This window comes from Streptomyces boluensis, assembly GCF_009908195.1.
Taxonomy (GTDB): domain Bacteria; phylum Actinomycetota; class Actinomycetes; order Streptomycetales; family Streptomycetaceae; genus Streptomyces; species Streptomyces boluensis.
Map to the genome: position 1 here is coordinate 1 of NZ_JAAAHS010000165.1, position 15,619 is coordinate 15,619.

At 72.3% G+C, this 15,619-nt stretch carries 14 protein-coding genes; 8 read left to right on the forward strand and 6 right to left on the reverse strand.

The genetic code is table 11. From position 1 onward, the window contains the following. Window positions 1–1,022: HAMP domain-containing sensor histidine kinase (locus GUY60_RS20615; protein ID WP_161699987.1), on the reverse strand; the 1,022-nt coding region annotated here is incomplete at its 3' end. 317 nt (window positions 1,023–1,339) lie between these two features. On the opposite strand from GUY60_RS20615, the gene GUY60_RS20620 reads away from it, so the two are divergent. From GUY60_RS20620 to GUY60_RS20630, 3 genes are all read left to right on the forward strand, one after another. Then, a complete protein-coding gene (locus tag GUY60_RS20620) occupies window positions 1,340–1,810 on the forward strand; it encodes a cation:proton antiporter regulatory subunit (RefSeq protein WP_161699989.1) in 471 nt (156 codons plus the stop codon). A 4-nt stretch (window positions 1,811–1,814) separates the two neighbouring features. Next, on the forward strand, window positions 1,815–3,056 hold the full coding sequence (locus tag GUY60_RS20625) for a cation:proton antiporter (protein WP_161699991.1): 1,242 nt from the start codon (window positions 1,815–1,817) through the stop codon (window positions 3,054–3,056). 467 nt (window positions 3,057–3,523) lie between these two features. After that, window positions 3,524–5,500: an N-acetylmuramoyl-L-alanine amidase gene (locus GUY60_RS20630; protein WP_161699992.1), complete on the forward strand. Its 1,977-nt coding sequence runs from the start codon at window positions 3,524–3,526 to the stop codon at window positions 5,498–5,500. Between the two features lie 115 nt (window positions 5,501–5,615). Here GUY60_RS20630 and GUY60_RS20635 read toward each other — a convergent pair whose 3' ends face one another. From GUY60_RS20635 to GUY60_RS20645, 3 genes are all read right to left on the reverse strand, one after another. Further along, window positions 5,616–6,116 carry a hypothetical protein gene (locus GUY60_RS20635; RefSeq protein WP_161699994.1) on the reverse strand — a complete coding sequence of 167 codons (501 nt, stop codon included), beginning with the start codon at window positions 6,114–6,116 and terminating at the stop codon, window positions 5,616–5,618. Window positions 6,117–6,303: 187 nt separating this feature from the next. Beyond that, the gene (locus tag GUY60_RS20640; RefSeq protein WP_161699997.1) at window positions 6,304–6,714 is read right to left on the reverse strand and encodes an ACT domain-containing protein; all 411 of its coding nucleotides are present in this window, start codon (window positions 6,712–6,714) and stop codon (window positions 6,304–6,306) included. A 9-nt stretch (window positions 6,715–6,723) separates the two neighbouring features. Next, window positions 6,724–7,323, reverse strand: coding sequence for a CGNR zinc finger domain-containing protein (locus tag GUY60_RS20645; RefSeq protein WP_161699999.1), 600 nt, complete (start codon window positions 7,321–7,323; stop codon window positions 6,724–6,726). A 126-nt stretch (window positions 7,324–7,449) separates the two neighbouring features. Between GUY60_RS20645 and GUY60_RS20650 the strand changes: the two genes are divergently transcribed. Both GUY60_RS20650 and GUY60_RS20655 read left to right on the forward strand, forming a co-directional pair. Next, the gene (locus GUY60_RS20650) at window positions 7,450–8,172 is read left to right on the forward strand and encodes a leucine-rich repeat domain-containing protein (protein ID WP_312866368.1); all 723 of its coding nucleotides are present in this window, start codon (window positions 7,450–7,452) and stop codon (window positions 8,170–8,172) included. Continuing rightward, entirely contained in the window at window positions 8,169–8,606 is a 438-nt protein-coding gene (locus GUY60_RS20655) for a C40 family peptidase (protein WP_161700001.1), read from the forward strand. Before GUY60_RS20650 ends, GUY60_RS20655 begins: the two co-directional genes overlap by 4 nt. Here the strand turns inward: GUY60_RS20655 and GUY60_RS20660 are convergent. Beyond that, the gene (locus tag GUY60_RS20660; protein ID WP_161700003.1) at window positions 8,603–9,544 is read right to left on the reverse strand and encodes a LysR family transcriptional regulator; all 942 of its coding nucleotides are present in this window, start codon (window positions 9,542–9,544) and stop codon (window positions 8,603–8,605) included. The genes GUY60_RS20655 and GUY60_RS20660 overlap by 4 nt on opposite strands. 305 nt (window positions 9,545–9,849) lie before the next feature. On the opposite strand from GUY60_RS20660, the gene phnA reads away from it, so the two are divergent. The 3 genes from phnA to GUY60_RS20675 all read left to right on the forward strand — a co-directional run bounded on the left by phnA (window position 9,850) and on the right by GUY60_RS20675 (window position 13,798). Beyond that, window positions 9,850–11,097, forward strand: a complete 1,248-nt coding sequence (gene phnA, locus GUY60_RS20665; protein ID WP_161700005.1) for a phosphonoacetate hydrolase — start codon at window positions 9,850–9,852, stop codon at window positions 11,095–11,097. A 133-nt stretch (window positions 11,098–11,230) separates the two neighbouring features. After that, window positions 11,231–12,562 carry an MFS transporter gene (locus tag GUY60_RS20670; RefSeq protein WP_161700007.1) on the forward strand — a complete coding sequence of 444 codons (1,332 nt, stop codon included), beginning with the start codon at window positions 11,231–11,233 and terminating at the stop codon, window positions 12,560–12,562. Between the two features lie 102 nt (window positions 12,563–12,664). Further along, on the forward strand, window positions 12,665–13,798 hold the full coding sequence (locus tag GUY60_RS20675; RefSeq protein WP_161700009.1) for a TIGR03364 family FAD-dependent oxidoreductase: 1,134 nt from the start codon (window positions 12,665–12,667) through the stop codon (window positions 13,796–13,798). A gap of 70 nt (window positions 13,799–13,868) precedes the next feature. Here the strand turns inward: GUY60_RS20675 and GUY60_RS20680 are convergent, their stop codons facing one another. Next, window positions 13,869–15,320, reverse strand: coding sequence for an aldehyde dehydrogenase family protein (locus GUY60_RS20680; RefSeq protein ID WP_161700011.1), 1,452 nt, complete (start codon window positions 15,318–15,320; stop codon window positions 13,869–13,871). Window positions 15,321–15,619: the final 299 nt, after the last annotated feature.

Below are 15,619 nucleotides of genomic sequence, written 5' to 3' on the forward strand. Positions count from 1 at the left end.
GGGTTCCTCTGCGGGGCTGTCGACGGGCGCGGGTCGGTCGACGGGCGCGGCTCGGGGGCGGTGCGGCGTCCGGTGCGGGGCGGTACGTCGAGGCGGAGCTCGGTGCCGGTGCCGGTGGGGGCGGCCGTGGTGGTGTCGAGGTGCAGGTGGGCGCCGATGAGCAGCGCGCGTTCGCGCATGCCCTGGATCCCGGCGCCTTCCTCGGCGCCGCCGATGCCCCGGCCGTCGTCCCGGACGAGCAGGCGGGTGCCGAGGTCGTCCCGGTAGCTGAGCCGCAGGTCGACGGTGCGGGCCGAGGCGTGCCGTGCCGTGTTGGTCAGGGCTTCCTGGGCGACGCGGTAAAGCACCAGTTCGGTGGCCTCGTCAAGGGGCGGCAGGTCGGTGCTCACCGAGCACCGCACGGTGAGGTGCGGGGAGCCGAACTCGGTGGCGAGGGCCTGCAGCGCGCTGTGCAGCCCGAGGTCCTCCAGGACGCCGGGGCGAAGGCGGCGGGCGATGCGGCGGATCTCGTCGAGGCTCGCGCGCGTGGTCTCCTGCGCCTGGTGCAGCTCGTCACGGAGCGGCGCGGGCGCGTGGTCGGCGGCGTGCTTGAGCTGGAGCAGTACGGCGGTGAGGGTCTGGCCGACTTCGTCGTGCAGTTCGCGGGCGACCCGGCTGCGCTCGTCCTCCTGGGCGGACAGGACGCGGGCGCTGCTGGTGGCGCGTTCCGCGGCGAGGCGGTCGAGCATCGCGTTGAAGGCGGCGGTGAGTTCGGCGATCTCGACGGGACCGGTCACGGCGGGCCGGGCGCTGGGCCGGACCAGGTCGGCGCGGGACATGGCGCGGCGGAGGCGGGCGAGCGGGGCGAGGCCGATGCGCAGCAGGACCGCGTTGACGGTGACCATGACGACGAGTCCGGCGCAGAGGACGACGGCTTCCGAGGCCCGTACCGGACTGGAGACGGTGACCGGTCCGAGGAGCAGCAGCGCGATGACCACGAGGACGGCGGCGTTGAGCAGGAAGATCCGCCGGTACAGCGTCATGGTTCTCGTCCCCTTCGGGTGTCCGTGGTGCCGGACGCCCGCCTTCTCTCCTGCCGGGTCACCGCTCTGACCTGCGGTGACATGAATCCCCCGGCGCCATCCTGTCCGTTGGGTACGGCCCGTGTCCATCCGTGCTGACACCCATGTCGGGGCGTCGGGGGCGGATGGCACGATGTGCGCTCTTGCCGCTTTCGCCATCGGGGTCCAAGGGCTCTGTCGCCGGGCGCCGGACGCCGCGCGTCCGCCGGTGCCGGGGCGGCGCATTCCACCAGCAAGTCAGGGGATCAGGGAGGGGACAGGCTGTGCCTGCTCCACGGATGAGCACGACGCCGCTGCCGGGCATCGGCGTCCAGTACGACCTCACCACGCGTGAGGACCGCCACATATCGGTCGTGGCGCACCGCGACGGTACGCGCACCGTCAACGTCTACCAGGCCGAGGACCCGGACGCCTGCGCGCAGTCGTTGCATCTGACGGGGCCCGAATCGGCCTCGATGATCGACGCGTTGATGCCGGCGCACCACAGTCCGAACGTGCTGCACACCACCGATCTGGGTCTGGTGGCGGAGCGCGTCGAGCTGTCCACGCACTCGCACTGGAACGGCCGGGTGCTCGGTGAGACCCGGATGCGTACGGACACGGGTGCGTCGATCGTCGCCGTACTGCGGCGTTCGGCGGCCATTCCGTCTCCGGCGCCGGACTTCCGGCTCGCCGGTGGGGACACCCTGATCGTGATCGGTACCCGTGAGGGCATCGAGGCGGCCGCGGCGATCCTCGGGCAGGAGTGACCGCGTGCACTCTGCTCTCTTCCTGATCGAGTTCGGCGCGATCATCCTCTGCCTCGGCCTGCTCGGCCGGTTCGCGGGGCGGTTCCAGTTCTCGCCGATTCCGCTGTACCTGCTCGCCGGGCTCGCGTTCGGCGAGGGCGGGCTGCTTCCGCTGGGCGCGAGCGAGGAGTTCGTGGCGATCGGCGCCGAGATCGGCGTGATCCTGCTGCTCCTGATGCTGGGCCTGGAGTACACGGCCAGCGACCTCGTCTCCAACCTGAAGACCCAGTACCCGGCGGGGCTCGTCGACTTCGGTCTGAACGCGCTGCCCGGCGCGCTCGCCGCGCTGCTCATGGGCTGGGGTCCGGTGGCGGCGGTGGTGCTCGCGGGTGTCACCTGGGTGTCGTCGTCCGGTGTGATCGCGAAGGTGCTCGGCGACCTGGGCCGGGTCGGCAACCGGGAGACCCCGGTGATCCTCAGTGTGCTCGTCCTCGAGGACCTGGCGATGGCGGTGTATCTGCCCATCATCACGGCCCTGTTGGCGGGTGTGAGCCTGGCGGCGGCGAGTGTCACCCTGGCCATCGCGCTCGGGGTGGCGGGGCTCGTGCTGTTCGTGGCGCTGCGCTACGGCCGGGTCATCTCCCGCTTCGTCTCCAGTGACGACCCGGAGAAGCTGCTGCTCGTGGTGCTCGGTCTGACGCTGCTCGTCGCGGGCATCGCGCAGCAGCTCCAGGTGTCGGCCGCGGTGGGCGCGTTCCTGGTGGGTATCGCCCTGTCCGGTGAGGTCGCGGAGGGTACGCACACTCTCCTCAGCCCGCTGCGTGACCTGTTCGCCGCGGTGTTCTTCGTCTTCTTCGGCCTGCACACCGACCCGGCGAGCATCCCGCCGGTGCTGCTGCCCGCGCTCGTCCTGGCCGTGGGTACGGCACTGACGAAGATCGCTACGGGTTACTGGGCGGCCAGACGCTCCGGGGTCGGTGTCAAGGGGCGCTGGCGGGCGGGCGGCACGCTGGTGGCGCGCGGCGAGTTCTCCATAGTCATCGCGGGGCTCGCTGTGACGGCCGGGGTGGAGCCCTCGCTCGGCCCGCTGGCGACGGCGTACGTCCTGATCCTGGTCATCGTGGGCCCGCTCACCGCGCGCTACACGGAGCCGGTCGCGGGCTTCTTCATCAAGCGCCGCCAGGCCGCTGCGGTGGCGTCGCAGCCTCTGGAGGAGCGCGAGCCGTCCCCGGAGACCGCCGAGGCGCGGGGCGGCTCGCAGCAGTAGCGTCCGGTTTGCGGTGAACTCCCCTGAGGGGGCGGCGAGTTACGACTCGCCGCCCCCTCTCCGTTGCGGGCTGCGCCGCCCCTCTTCGTCGTGGGCCACGGCGCCCCCGTACTCCTCCCGTACTCCCCCGGCAAGGCGCGGTGCGGACGTCCGCACCGTCGGGCACGTGCCTTCGCCCGAACAGGTGGACCGGGTCCCGGCGGCCGTCGCGGGGCCGATGGGGGCCGCGGTGCGGGACCGGAACCGGGGTGCGTTCAACCACGCCTCGGCGCCCTTGAATTGGTCCATTCCACTGACGCGGCGCAGGCGGGCCGACGTGCGCGGGGGAAACCCGCCGGGAACGGCGCTGACATGGGAAATCCCCTTGCTGTAGGCATGATTGACGGATCGTCGGAGAGCCGATACCACTGACACCCCACGTTCGGCCCCGCACGCACCGTCGCTCCCACTCGTCCCAGGAGGCTGCATTGCGAGGATCCGCCCTTGCCAGAGATGTGACCGTGCGTCGGCGTCTGTTCAGGACCTCGGGCGCCGTGGCTTCGGTCGCCCTGCTGCTGCCCCTGGTCGCCGCGACACCGTCGAGCGGGTCGGCACCCGCCCCCTCGGAGCGGCTGCAGCGGGCCTTCGCCGCGGCGGCCGCCGAGTACGAGGTGCCGCAGAGCGTGCTGCTCGGCGTCTCGTATCTGCAGTCCCGCTGGGACGCGCACGGCGGCGCCGCCAGCGTCAGCGGCGGCTACGGCCCGATGCACCTGACGGACGCGCGCACCGCGATCGAGGAGGCGCCGCACCACAGCCACGGCACGGAGGACGCGCGGGGTGACACCGCGCGTCCGGCGCGGGTGCCGGAGGCGAAGGTGCCCGACGCGTCCGAGCTGCCGGCCCGTCTCAAGACCCTGCCGCGGGCCGCGGAACTCACCGGACTCACCCCCGAGGAGCTGCGCACCGACCCGGCGGCGAACGTCCGGGGCGGCGCCGCGCTCCTCGCCGCCGCGCAGCGCGCGTCCGGCGCGGACGCCGACAGCGCCGACCCCGCGGACTGGTACGCGGCGGTCGCGAAGTTCTCCGGCGCCGACGACCAGGCCTCCGCCGCCTCGTACGCCAACGAGGTGTTCGCGGTGATCCGGGACGGCAAGGAGCGCACCACGGACGCGGGCCAGCACGTCGCGCTCACCGCGACCAGGGGCCTGACCCCGGACGCCGGGCGGGTCGAGAAGCTGGGCCTGCGCCGCGCGGGGGCCGCCGCCACGGACTGCCCCGAGACGGTGTCGTGCGAGTGGGTCCCGGCACCGTACGAGGAGTTCGGCGACAAGGACTACGGCAACCACGACAAGGCCGACCGGCCCAACGACCAGAAGATCCGGTACATCGTGGTGCACGACACCGAGGGCACCTGGGACACCACCCTGAAGCTGGTGCAGGACCCGACGTACGTGTCGTGGCAGTACACGCTGCGCTCCACCGACGGCCACATCGCGCAGCACCTGAAGCTCAAGGACGTGGGCTGGCACGCGGGCAACTGGGCGATCAACTCCCAGTCGGTCGGCCTGGAGCACGAGGGTTTCCTGACCAAGCCGGACGCCTGGTACACGGAGGCCATGTACCGCAGCTCGGCCCGCCTGGTGAAGTACCTCGCGAAGCGGTACGACATCCCGCTCGACCGGCAGCATGTCCTCGGCCACGACACGGTGCCGGGTTCCACGTCCTCCGCGATCCCCGGCATGCACACCGACCCGGGGCCGTACTGGGACTGGCAGCACTACTTCACCCTGATGGGCAAGCCCTTCGAGCGGACCGCGGGCGCGGACGGCGGTCTGGTGACGGTGCTGCCCGAATACGGCAAGCACAAGCCGGAGTTCACCGGCTGCACCGAGGCGGGCGAGAAGTGCCCGGCGCACGGTTCCAGCGCGGTGCGCCTGCACACCGAGCCCAGCGACAGCGCCCCGCTGGTCAAGGACGTGGGCCTTCGCCCCGGCGGCGGTGACTCGACGATCGGCGTCAACGACCTCGGCTCACGCCTGTCGACGGGCCAACAGTACGCGGTCGCCGAGCGCAAGGGCGACTGGACGGCCGTCTGGTACCTCGGCCAGAAGGCCTGGTTCAAGAACCCGAAGGCGCAGCCCACGGCCGTCGACGCTACGGGCCCGACGATCACGCCCAAGGACGGCGCCGCGGACATCCCCGTGTACGGCCGCCCGTACCCGGAGAAGGCCGCGTACCCGTCGGACATCGAGCCGCAGCCGGTCTCCCCGCTGCCGTACAAGCTGCTCAAGGACCAGCGGTACGCGACGGGCGGCAAGGTGCCGGCCGAGTACTTCTACTCCCCGACCTTCGACACGTCCACCCACAAGGTGGTGCGCGGCAAGGACGCCTACTACGAGATCCAGTTCGGTCACCGGATCGCGTTCGTGCGGGCCGCGGATGTGCGGGTGGTGCCGTCCGGCTGACAGCCATGACGGCGCTTCCCGCCTGAGGATGCGACCGGGCCCGGACCTGCGTGGGGGCAGGACCGGGCCCGGTCGTCGTATGTCGTACGGCGTCGTGCGTCGTACGGGGAGGGTGTCAGCCCTGTTGGAAGAGTTCCGCGGGCAGCGGCTTCAGGAGGGCGTACAGGTCGTCCGTGATGGGGCGGTCCCAGGCGGCGATGGTCACCAGGACGTTGTCACTGCGGTCGAACTGGACGCAGGAGATGCGGCTCTCGGAGAGCTTGAGGCGGCGCACGATCAGCAGGTTGTCGCCCTGCATGACGGGCATGTCCTCGGTCTCGACGACCTCGATCTCCTCGTCGTTGTCCAGCGCGAGGAGCAGCTGCGCCACCTCGAACGGCACGTCCTTCTCGCCGATGTCGCGGGCCGGTGAGCCCTCGGGGAGGTTGCCGATCACCATGGCGGGGCCGCGGCCACCGAACAGGTCGTACCGCAGGAACACGCCCTGGCAGCTGCCGTCGGGTGCGGGCAGCAGGCCCGCGCCGAGGTTGCCGGGCCAGTCCCCCGGATCCATGGCCAGGACGTCGAAGTCCGGGCCGGCGGGGGTGGGAGCGCTTCGGCGGCGGAGGAAGGACATGCCGCCATGGTACGTGGCTTTCACGGTCGCCGAACGCCGGGCCCCGGCGGGTGCGGGGGCGGTGACCGGGGCGGCGACGCGGATGCGCGGGCCCGTCACGGAGCGTCCGGAACGGCCCCGCGCGACGCTCACCACACCTCCACATCCCACCCCTCAACACCCCACACCCGCCAGCGAGTTGGTCACCTCACCCGGCCGCCTCGACGGCGTCCTCGGCCAGCCGCTCCAGTACGGCGAGGGCCTCCTCGGCGCGTGCGTACGGCACGAACAGGTGATCGTGGTGGAAGCCGGCGACGACATTGCAGCTGATCCCGGCGACGGCCAGTTCCGTCGCGACGGCCGCGGTGAGGCCGACCGCATCGAGCGCCGAGTGCACGCGCAGCGTGATCCACCCCGTCACGAAGTCGTACCCGAGCCCGGCGGCGTCGGCCTCCTCCTGCCGTACGACCAGGGTGCGCCCCTCGGCCTCGCGCACGGTGACGACCGGGTCGAGCCCGGCCGGGGGCGCCCCGGTGACGGTGGCGTACACGTACCGGCCGGGGACGAGGTGGGGGCGCAGGCCGGTGAGGAGGCGGTACAGGTCGTGTTCTGGTCGCATGCGGGGAGGTTAGGGCTTGTGCCGCTCGTGGTGGCGCGCGACTCGGGCTCGGTTGCCGCAGGACGGTTTGCACCACTCCTGGCGGGGGTGCTCCTTGAGGAAGTACCGCACGCAGCGCGGGGCGTGGCAGGCGCGGAGTCTGGCACGGTCCGGGCTCGCGAGGAAGGTCATGGCGGCGCGGGCCAGGGCCGCCGTGAGCAGGCCGACGTGTGCGGCGGGGGCGGCGGGCGCGTACGTGACCTGGGGTTCGCCCGCGCCGGGCCAGGTCAGGCGGGGGACGACGGGCACGTGCGCGGCGGCCTCGTCGAGGCGGGCTACGGCCTCGCCGGGCGGCAGCAGCCGGTGGGCGTCGGCAGGGCTCGGCTCCCCCGGGCGCACCGCGCGGGCGAACAGTGCGCGCACGGCCCGGCGCAGCTCGCGCACGGCTGTCAGGCCCGCCGCGTCGGCGGCGAAGCCGTCGAGCGAGGCGCCCGCGGCGGCCAGCGCTTCCCGGTGCTCCGCGACCCAGCGCGTCAGCCCCTCGGGGGCGTCGAGGTCGTCCGCGACACCGCCGCGGCCGTCGTGGCGGATGGTGAGGGCGAGGTCGAGTACGAGGTGCGCTGCCGACATGGCGTTAATGCTAGCTTCGGACGTCACCATTAGTGCGGGCCGTACAGGTCGTGCGGGGAGTACGCGCGTCGTGCGGGGAGTACGCGGGTCGTACGGGCCGGTGGCGTCGTCGAGGAGGGGGCTTCTGTGGCACTGATCCGGGTCGACCACTGGCGGGCGGGGCTCGCCTCCGTACCGGAGTCCGTGTGGGAGCGGGTCGACGCGGAGGAGCTGATCCTCGCCGACAACGCGCTCACCACGATCTCCCCGCGCCTGGCCCGCCTCACCCGGCTGCGCACCCTCGACCTGGGCCACAACCGGCTGACCGCGCTGCCGGACGAGATCGGCGCGCTGCCCGCCCTCTCCGACTGCCTGTATCTGCACGACAACCGGCTGACCGCGCTGCCGGAGGCGCTTGGCCGGTTGGTGCGGCTGCGGTACCTGAACGTGGGCGAGAACCGGCTCGACGGGCTGCCCGACGCGCTCGGCGGCCTGGTCGGCCTGGTGGAGCTGCGGGCCAAGGGCAACCGGCTCACCGCGCTGCCCGCATCCCTCGGCGCCCTCGCTCAGCTGCGTGAACTGTGGCTCGGGGGCAATCAGCTCACCGAACTCCCGTACTCCTTCGGGGAGTTGCGGGAGTTGCGCGAGGTCGAGCTGCGCGACAACCGGTGTGCGACGGTGCCCGAGGCGCTGCGTGGGCTGCCGCTGCTGCGCCGGATCGACCTGCGTGGCAACGGGGTGCGGGAACTCCCGGACTGGGTCGCGGAGTTGCCCGCCCTGGAAAAGCTGGATCTGCGCTGGAACCCGGTGGAGGTCCGGGACGGGCCGGCGGAACGGCTGGCCGCGCGCGGGTGCGTGGTGCTCCGGTGAACGGTTCGGGGGCGCTGCTCGCCCAACTGCCCGATCGTTTCTGGTCCGTTCCGTACCGGGGTGCGCGCTTTCCCGGTGCGGCCGTCGTCGGCGAACGGCCCGGACTCGAACTGGGCGCCAACTGCCAGCTGTTCGCGTACGCCGTGCTCGCGCACTTCGGGCTCACCGTGCCGCCGCTCCGCTCCAGCGAGCTGTGGCACGACACGGCCGACACGGTGCGGGTACCCGAGCCGGGCCCGCTCGACCTGGTGCTGTTCAGCGGTGACGGCGATCCGTACGGGGCCCATGTGGGCGTATGGCTCGGGGACGACACCGTGCTGCATCTGTGTGTGGAGGTGGGGCGGCCCGTGGTGTGGGCGCGGGCGGCGTTCGCGGAGCGGGCACCGTACCGGGTGTTCCTGGGGGCCAAGCGGGTCGTACGGGGCAGTCCCTAAAACCCCGCCTCGGGCATCTCGGCCTCGGGCGTGGGTAGTTCGCGGGGCCAGCGGCCCGCCGAGCGCAGCAGTTCGATGAAGGCGCGCTCCGCCGGGGAGAGCAGCCGGTCCCTGCGGCGGACGAGGTTGACGGGGCGCGGGCGCGGCACCGGGCTGACCGGGAGGACCACAAGGGTGCCCGCCCGCACATCGTCCACGACCGCGTGCTCCGAGATCAGCGCGATGCCGAGGCCCGCGGCGACGCACTGTTTCGCCGCCTCGGGTCCCCACACCGCACCCCGCGACGCCGAGGCCAACTCCCATTCGGTGAGCGCCTGTTCCTGCAGCACTCGGGTCTGCGAGCCGGGTTCGCGGAGCAGGAAACGGCAGTCGGCGAGGTCCTGCGGGCGTACCTCCGCGCGCCCCGCGAGGGGGTGGGTGGGGGCGGCGACCAGGACGAGGCGTTCGTCGAGGACCGTCTCGTTGAGGAGTTGTGAGGCCGTGGGCACCCCGGCGACCACGGCGACGCCGATGTCACCGGCGAGGAGCCGTTCGAGGACCACTTCGTTGTTGCCGACGAACACATCGCACTCGATGCCGGGGTGCCGTTCCTGGTAGCGGGCGAGCAGCGACGGCAGCAGATACGTGCCGACGGTGGTCGAGCCGCCGACGAGAAGCCGGCCGGAGGCCAGGCCGCTGGCCTGCTGCACGGCCGCGACCGCCTCCTCGGCGAGCAGGAACACCCGCTTGCCGTACTCGGCGAGCACCTCGCCCTCGGCGGTCGGCCGCGCCCGCGTCCCGGAGCGGTCGATCAGGGTGACCTTCAGGGACTGTTCGAGGCGGCGGACCTGGTTGGAGACCGAGGGCTGGCTCATGTAGAGCCGCTGCGCCGCCGCGGAGAACCCTTGGTGCTCCACGACCTGCATGAAGATCCACAACCGGTGGAGATTGAGTTCCACGCGCCCCTCCCCGACCCGTACGACGCGCACGCCTCCGACCGCCCGACGCGCTCGTCGTCCACCGCCCGACCCGCTCGTCGTCCACCTTCCGACGCCTTCGCCGTCGATCATCCGGGCGCCGACTCTAGCCCGCCGACGGCCCCGCGGGGAGGGCCAGGACGGGGTGGGCCTTCGCAGGTGGGGCTATGGGCGCCATAGCGAATCCGGTGGTTCTTCCGCCGTGCCCGCCGGTGCTACCCATGAAGGGCGGGACGGTGAACGAGGCTGCCGCCCGCGAGACTTCGACCTCTGGGGTGGATCCGTACATGACCGAACCGCTGACTGTGAACGGGCGCCGCTACCACCGGCCCCACCGGCCCGTCGTCGTCGTGTGCATCGACGGCAGCGAGGACGCCTACCACGAGCGGGCCGTCGCGGACGGCCGTATGCCGTTCCTGGAGCGCATGTTGGGCGACGGCGGCGATCTGCGGGCCGACTGCACCATGCCGTCCTTCACCAACCCCAACAACCTGTCCATCGCGACGGGTGTGCCGCCCTCCGTGCACGGCATCTGCGGCAACTACTTCTACGACACCGCGACCGGCACCGAGGTCATGATGAACGACCCCGAACTGCTGCGCGCACCCACGCTGTTCGCGGAGTTCTCGCAGCGCGGCGCCAAGGTCGCCGTCATCACCGCCAAGGACAAGCTGCGCCGGCTCCTCGGCAGCGGCCTCAAGGACGGCATCTGCTTCTCCGCCGAGAAGGCCGACCAGGCCACCGAGGCGGAGAACGGCATCGGCAAGGTCCTGGAGCGGACCGGCATGGAACTGCCGTCCGTGTACAGCGCCGGGCTCAGCGAACTCGTCATGGCCGCCGGGGCCGACATCCTCGACAAGGACCGCCCCGACCTGATGTACCTGTCGCTCACCGACTACATCCAGCACAAGCACGCCCCCGGCTCCCCGGTCGCGAACGACTTCTACGCCATGCTCGACCACTGGTTCGAGCGCATCGACGCGCTGGGCGCGGTCCTCGTCGTCACCGCCGACCACGGCATGAACGCCAAGGCCGACGCGGACGGCGCCGCCCGCGTCGTCCACCTCCAGGACGTCCTCGACGCCCGGCTCGCCCCCGGCGCCGCCCGCGTCGTGCTGCCCATCACCGACCCGTACACGGTGCACCACGGGGCGCTCGGCTCGTACGCCACCGTCCATCTGCCAAAGGCCGCCGACCGGTCGGCGCTCGCCTCCGAACTGGCTCAACTCGACGGAGTGGACGAGGTGTTGACCCGTGAGGCGGCCTGCGCGCGGTTCGAGCTGCCCGGCGACCGGATCGGCGACCTCGTCGTCATCGCCGAGCGCAACACCGTGCTCGGCACCACCCCGGCCCGGCACGACATCTCCGGCTTCAAGGAGCCGCTGCGCTCGCACGGCGGACTGACCGAGCAGCGGGTGCCGTTCCTCGTGAACGCACCCGTCACCGGCCTGCCCGACGGCCACCGGCTGCGCAACTTCGACGCGTACTGGATCGGCACCGCCATCGCCGCGGGGCAGCCGCTCACCGCCGCCTGATCCGGGGATCCCGCGCCGCGTGCGCGGGATCCCGCCCCTCCCCCTCGGCACGCACGGTGCGTGCCGCGCCATGCCCCACCGCCGCCCCCCACATCTTCCGTATCCGCACGAGGACGAGGGACAGGAGCCAGTCATGGCCGACCTCGCACCACCGCAGCGCAGTTCACGGACCACCACGGGGACGGCCGTCGCCGCCCGCTGGCGCTGGCGCATCTTCGCCATCACCTGGCTCGCCTACGCGGGCTTCTACTTCGTACGGCAGGCCTTCTCCGTCGCCAAACTCGGCATCCTGGAGGACCCGGGCGTCAACACCGTCCTCACCGAGCAGGTCCTCGGCGTCATCGACGCCGTGTACCTCGCCGCGTACGCGGTGGGCCAGTTCCTGTGGGGCATGTGGGCCGACCGCTTCGGACCGCGCGTCGTCGTCATCGGCGGCATGATCGGCGCGATCGTCGCCGCCTGTGTGATGGGTGTGAGCAGTGCTCTGCTCGTGTTCGGCGGCGCCATGGTGCTGCAGGGCCTCGCGCAGTCGGCGGGCTGGGCGCCGCTGTGCAAGAACATGGGCAGCTTCTTCCCCGTACGACAGCGGGGCCGGGTGCTCGGCCTGTGGAGCACCAACTACGCCTTCGGCGGCCTTACCGCGCCACCGTTCCTCGGCTGGATCGCGTACTCCCTGTTCGACGACTGGAAGGTCGCGTTCTTCGCGGGCGCGGCGACGCTCGGCGTGGTCCTCGTCCTGTTCGTGCTCCTGCAGAAGAACTCGCCGCGGGACGCGGGGATCGAGGAGATGGAGGGCAACGAGAGCGACGGGAGCGACGGGGACGCGGCTGCTTCCGGTGTCGCGTCCGAGCCTCGCGGGTCCGGGCTCGCGCTGTACCGGGAGACGCTGCGCGACCCGATGGTGCTCACCCTTGGTGCCGCGTACTTCCTGCTCAAGCCCGCCCGGTACGCGATCCTGCTGTGGGGGCCCGTGCTTGTGAGCCGCCAACTGCCCGGTGTCGACAAGGTCGGAGCGGTCCTCATCCCGGTCGCCTTCGGGGTCGCGGGAGTGCTCGCGCCGGTCGTCGTGGGCTGGCTCTCCGACAAGCTGTTCGGCTCGCGGCGCGTGCCACCGTGTGTGCTCGCCCTGGGGCTGCTGACCGTGACGCTCAGCCTGTTCGTGCCGCTCACCGCCACCGGCAGCGTCCCCGTCATGATCGCCGTGCTCGCCGTCATCGGGCTGACCGTGTACGCGGCGGACTCGATGATCTCGTGTGTCGCCGCCGTCGACTTCGGCACCGACAAGGGCGCGGGCACGGCGGCGGGGCTCGTCAACGGCTGCGGCTCGGTCGGGGCGATCCTCGGCGGGCTGCTTCCCGGATTCCTCTCCGGCGGGGTGCTGTTCACCGGCTTCGCGGCCGCCGCGCTGCTCGCCGGGCTGCTGATGCTGCCGCACTGGAACCGGCGACCGCGCGCCACGGCCTGACCGCGCCGCGCACGCCCCTCCCGCTCACCCGTACCGCTCACCGCACCTCGCAGTACCTCGTCGTGCTTCGCCGCACCCTGCCGTACCGAGAGAGGTTGAAACATGAGCGTCAATCAGGCCGACACCGTCGTCGTCGGCGCCGGCATCGTCGGACTCGCGCACGCCCTCGCCGCCGCCCGCCGCGGTGAACGCGTCGTCGTCTTCGAGCGGGACGACTTCGCCGTGGGCGCGTCCATCCGCAACTTCGGCATGATCTGGGCCGTGGGGCAGGAGCGGGGCGCGATCTACGAACGGGCCCTGCGCAGCCGGGAGATCTGGCTGGAGGTCGCCGCCAAGACCGGCCTTTGGGCCGAGCAGAGCGGCTCGCTGCACCTGGCCCACCACCCCGACGAGGTCGCGGTCCTGGAGGAGTTCGTCGACTCGACGCCCGCCGCCCGGGACCGCGGGGTCGCCATGGTCACCGCCCGCGAGGCCCTGGAGAGCAGCCGGGTGACCCGGCCCGAGGGGCTGCTCGGCGCGATGTGGAGCCCGACCGAACTCAATGTGGACCCGCGCCGGGCCATCCCGGCCCTCGCCGAACACCTCGTCTCCGAGTACGGCGTCGAGCTGCGCTTCGGCACCACCGTCCGTGCCGTGGACCTGCCCACGGTGTCCACGACCGCGGGCGAGTGGCGGGCCGGGCGGGTCTTCGTCTGCAGCGGCAACGACTTCGCGACCCTGTACCCCGACGTGTACGCCGACAGCGGTCTGGTGCGCTGCAAGCTCCAGATGATGCGTACGGGTGTACAGCCCGGCGGCCGGGCGCTCGGCCCGATGCTCTGCGGCGGCCTGACCCTGCTGCACTACGCGGCGTTCCACGGGCTCGCCGCCCGTGAACCCCTTGCGGCGCGGATGGCCGAGGAGTTGCCGTTCCACCGCGAGCACGGCATCCACGTGCTGCTCTCGCAGACGGCCGACGGGCGCCTGACGATCGGGGACAGCCACGCGTACGGCATGACCCACGACCCGTTCGAGGACGAGGGGATCAACGAGGCCGTACTGGAGTACCTGGGCACCTTCGCGGACCTTCCCGACGCCCGCGTCACCGAGCGCTGGACCGGCTACTACCCGTCCCTGCGCGACGGCCGCACCGAGCTCGTGGTCTCTCCCGACCCCGGGGTCACCGTCGTCAACGGCGTGGGCGGCGCGGGGATGACGCTGGCGTTCGGGCTCGCGGAGGAGAACATCGGGGGTTGAGCGGGCCTGGCCCACGGCACAGGGCCCCGGCGGGAGTTGATCCCGCCGGGGCCCCTCACTGTGGGCCGGTTCAGTAACCGATGCACGCCGAGTGCCACGCGGTGTAGAAGTCGAAGACTTCCGGCGAGCACTCCGGCGGGCCGTACTGCGAGGCCTTCGCGCCGGTGTGCGGGAGGTGTGCGTACGCGCCGACGCCGGGCCGGTTCACGTGCAGCATGCCCGCCTCGAACCGCTCCACCGCTTCGAACGCCCGCGACTGGGACGCCGTGAACACGGTGCCGCTCATCCCGTACTTCACCGAGTTGGAGATGCGCAGCGCGTCGTCGAAGCCGTCCGCGTCCACCACCGCGAGGACCGGCCCGAACACCTCCTCCTGCGCGAGTTCGGAGTCCCACGGCACGTCCCGGAGCACGGTGGGCTGTACGTAGCACCCCTCGGGCAGCCCCGGACGTTCCTCGGGACCGCCGCCGCACAGCACCTTGCCGCCGTCCCGCTGCGCCCCCTCGACCGCGGCGAGCGCGGCGTCCCTGCGCACCGTGTTGACCACCGGGCACACCTTCGAGGCGGGATCGTCGCCGGGCCCCACCCTGAGGCCCGCGACCCGTGGCACCAACCGCTCCAGGAAGGCGTCCCTGACCCGTACGTCCACCACGGCCCGGCTGGTCGCGCTGCAGCGCTGGCCCGCCTGCCCGAACGCGCCGTGGATCACCGCGTCGACGGCCCGGTCCAGGTCCGCGTCGTCGCAGACGACGACCGCGTTCTTGCCGCCCAACTCCAGCTGGGTACGGAGCAGTCGGTGCGCGCCGCCGGTGTGGATGGCGGTGCCCACGCCGAGCGAACCGGTGAAACTGATGCCCGCCACACCGGGGTTGGCGACCAGCGCCTCGCCCGCAGCGACATCGCCCTGCACAAGGTTGAGCACCCCGTCGGGCACCCCGGCCCGCTGGAACACCTCGACCAGGAGGGCCGAGGTCAGCGGGGTGAGCGGCGACGGCTTGAGCACCGCCGTGCAGCCGGAGAGCAGGGCGGGCGCCACCTTCCACATCGGGATGGCGAGCGGGAAGTTCCACGGGGTGACCAGGCCGACGACGCCGATCGGGCGGCGGAACGTGTACGCGAAGGTGCGCTCGTCCTCGGCGGGCGCGGTGACGCCACCGAGCAGGCGGGCCTGGCCGGCCGTGAACTCCAGTACGGCGCAGGCCCGTTGGACCTCTCCGCGCGCCTCGGTGAGGAGCTTGCCCTGTTCGCGGGTGATGACCGCGGCGATCTCGTCGGCCCGCTCGGCGAGCAGCCGCCCGGCCGCGGTGAGGTGGGCCGCCCGGCGGATCGGGCCGAGCGCACGCCAGGCGGGGAGCGCGGCCGCGGCGGCGTCCACCGCCCGGTCGGTGTCGACGCCGCCCGATTCGGCGAACTCCCCGATGACGTCGGTGAAGTCGGCGGGGTTGGTGTTCTCCCGGGTCTGGCCCGATTCCGCGTGGACCCATCGCCCGTCGACGAAGTTGAGCCGAAGGTGCTGTGCCACAGCTTTGCCCTCCCCTTCGCTGGACCGCGGCGGCGCTGCGCCGGCCGCGCTCGCTCAGCCTTGACCAGGTGTGGGGCGCCCGCAATGGGCGATTGGCCAATGCGAGCGATAGCGACGAACTATCGGGCTCCGCCCGGGTTTTCTCCCCGCCCCGCCCCTTCCCGAAAGCCTGCGGCGCTTCGGGGGCCAGCCCCCGGACCCCCGCTCCTCAAACGCCGGAGGGGCTAGATTTTGCGGACCGGGGCTCAAATTTGAGCCCCTCCGGCGATTGAGGAGGCCCGTCCGGCGAGGACTTCGGG

Coding starts and splice junctions, on each gene's coding strand:
- GUY60_RS20670 (WP_161700007.1), top strand. CDS start 11,231: ATGGCCGACCTCGCACCACCGCAGCGCAGTTCACGGACCACCACGGGG.
- GUY60_RS20675 (WP_161700009.1), top strand. CDS start 12,665: ATGAGCGTCAATCAGGCCGACACCGTCGTCGTCGGCGCCGGCATCGTC.
- GUY60_RS20635 (WP_161699994.1), bottom strand. CDS start 6,116: ATGTCCTTCCTCCGCCGCCGAAGCGCTCCCACCCCCGCCGGCCCGGAC.
- phnA (WP_161700005.1), top strand. CDS start 9,850: ATGACCGAACCGCTGACTGTGAACGGGCGCCGCTACCACCGGCCCCAC.
- GUY60_RS20620 (WP_161699989.1), top strand. CDS start 1,340: ATGAGCACGACGCCGCTGCCGGGCATCGGCGTCCAGTACGACCTCACC.
- GUY60_RS20640 (WP_161699997.1), bottom strand. CDS start 6,714: ATGCGACCAGAACACGACCTGTACCGCCTCCTCACCGGCCTGCGCCCC.
- GUY60_RS20645 (WP_161699999.1), bottom strand. CDS start 7,323: ATGTCGGCAGCGCACCTCGTACTCGACCTCGCCCTCACCATCCGCCAC.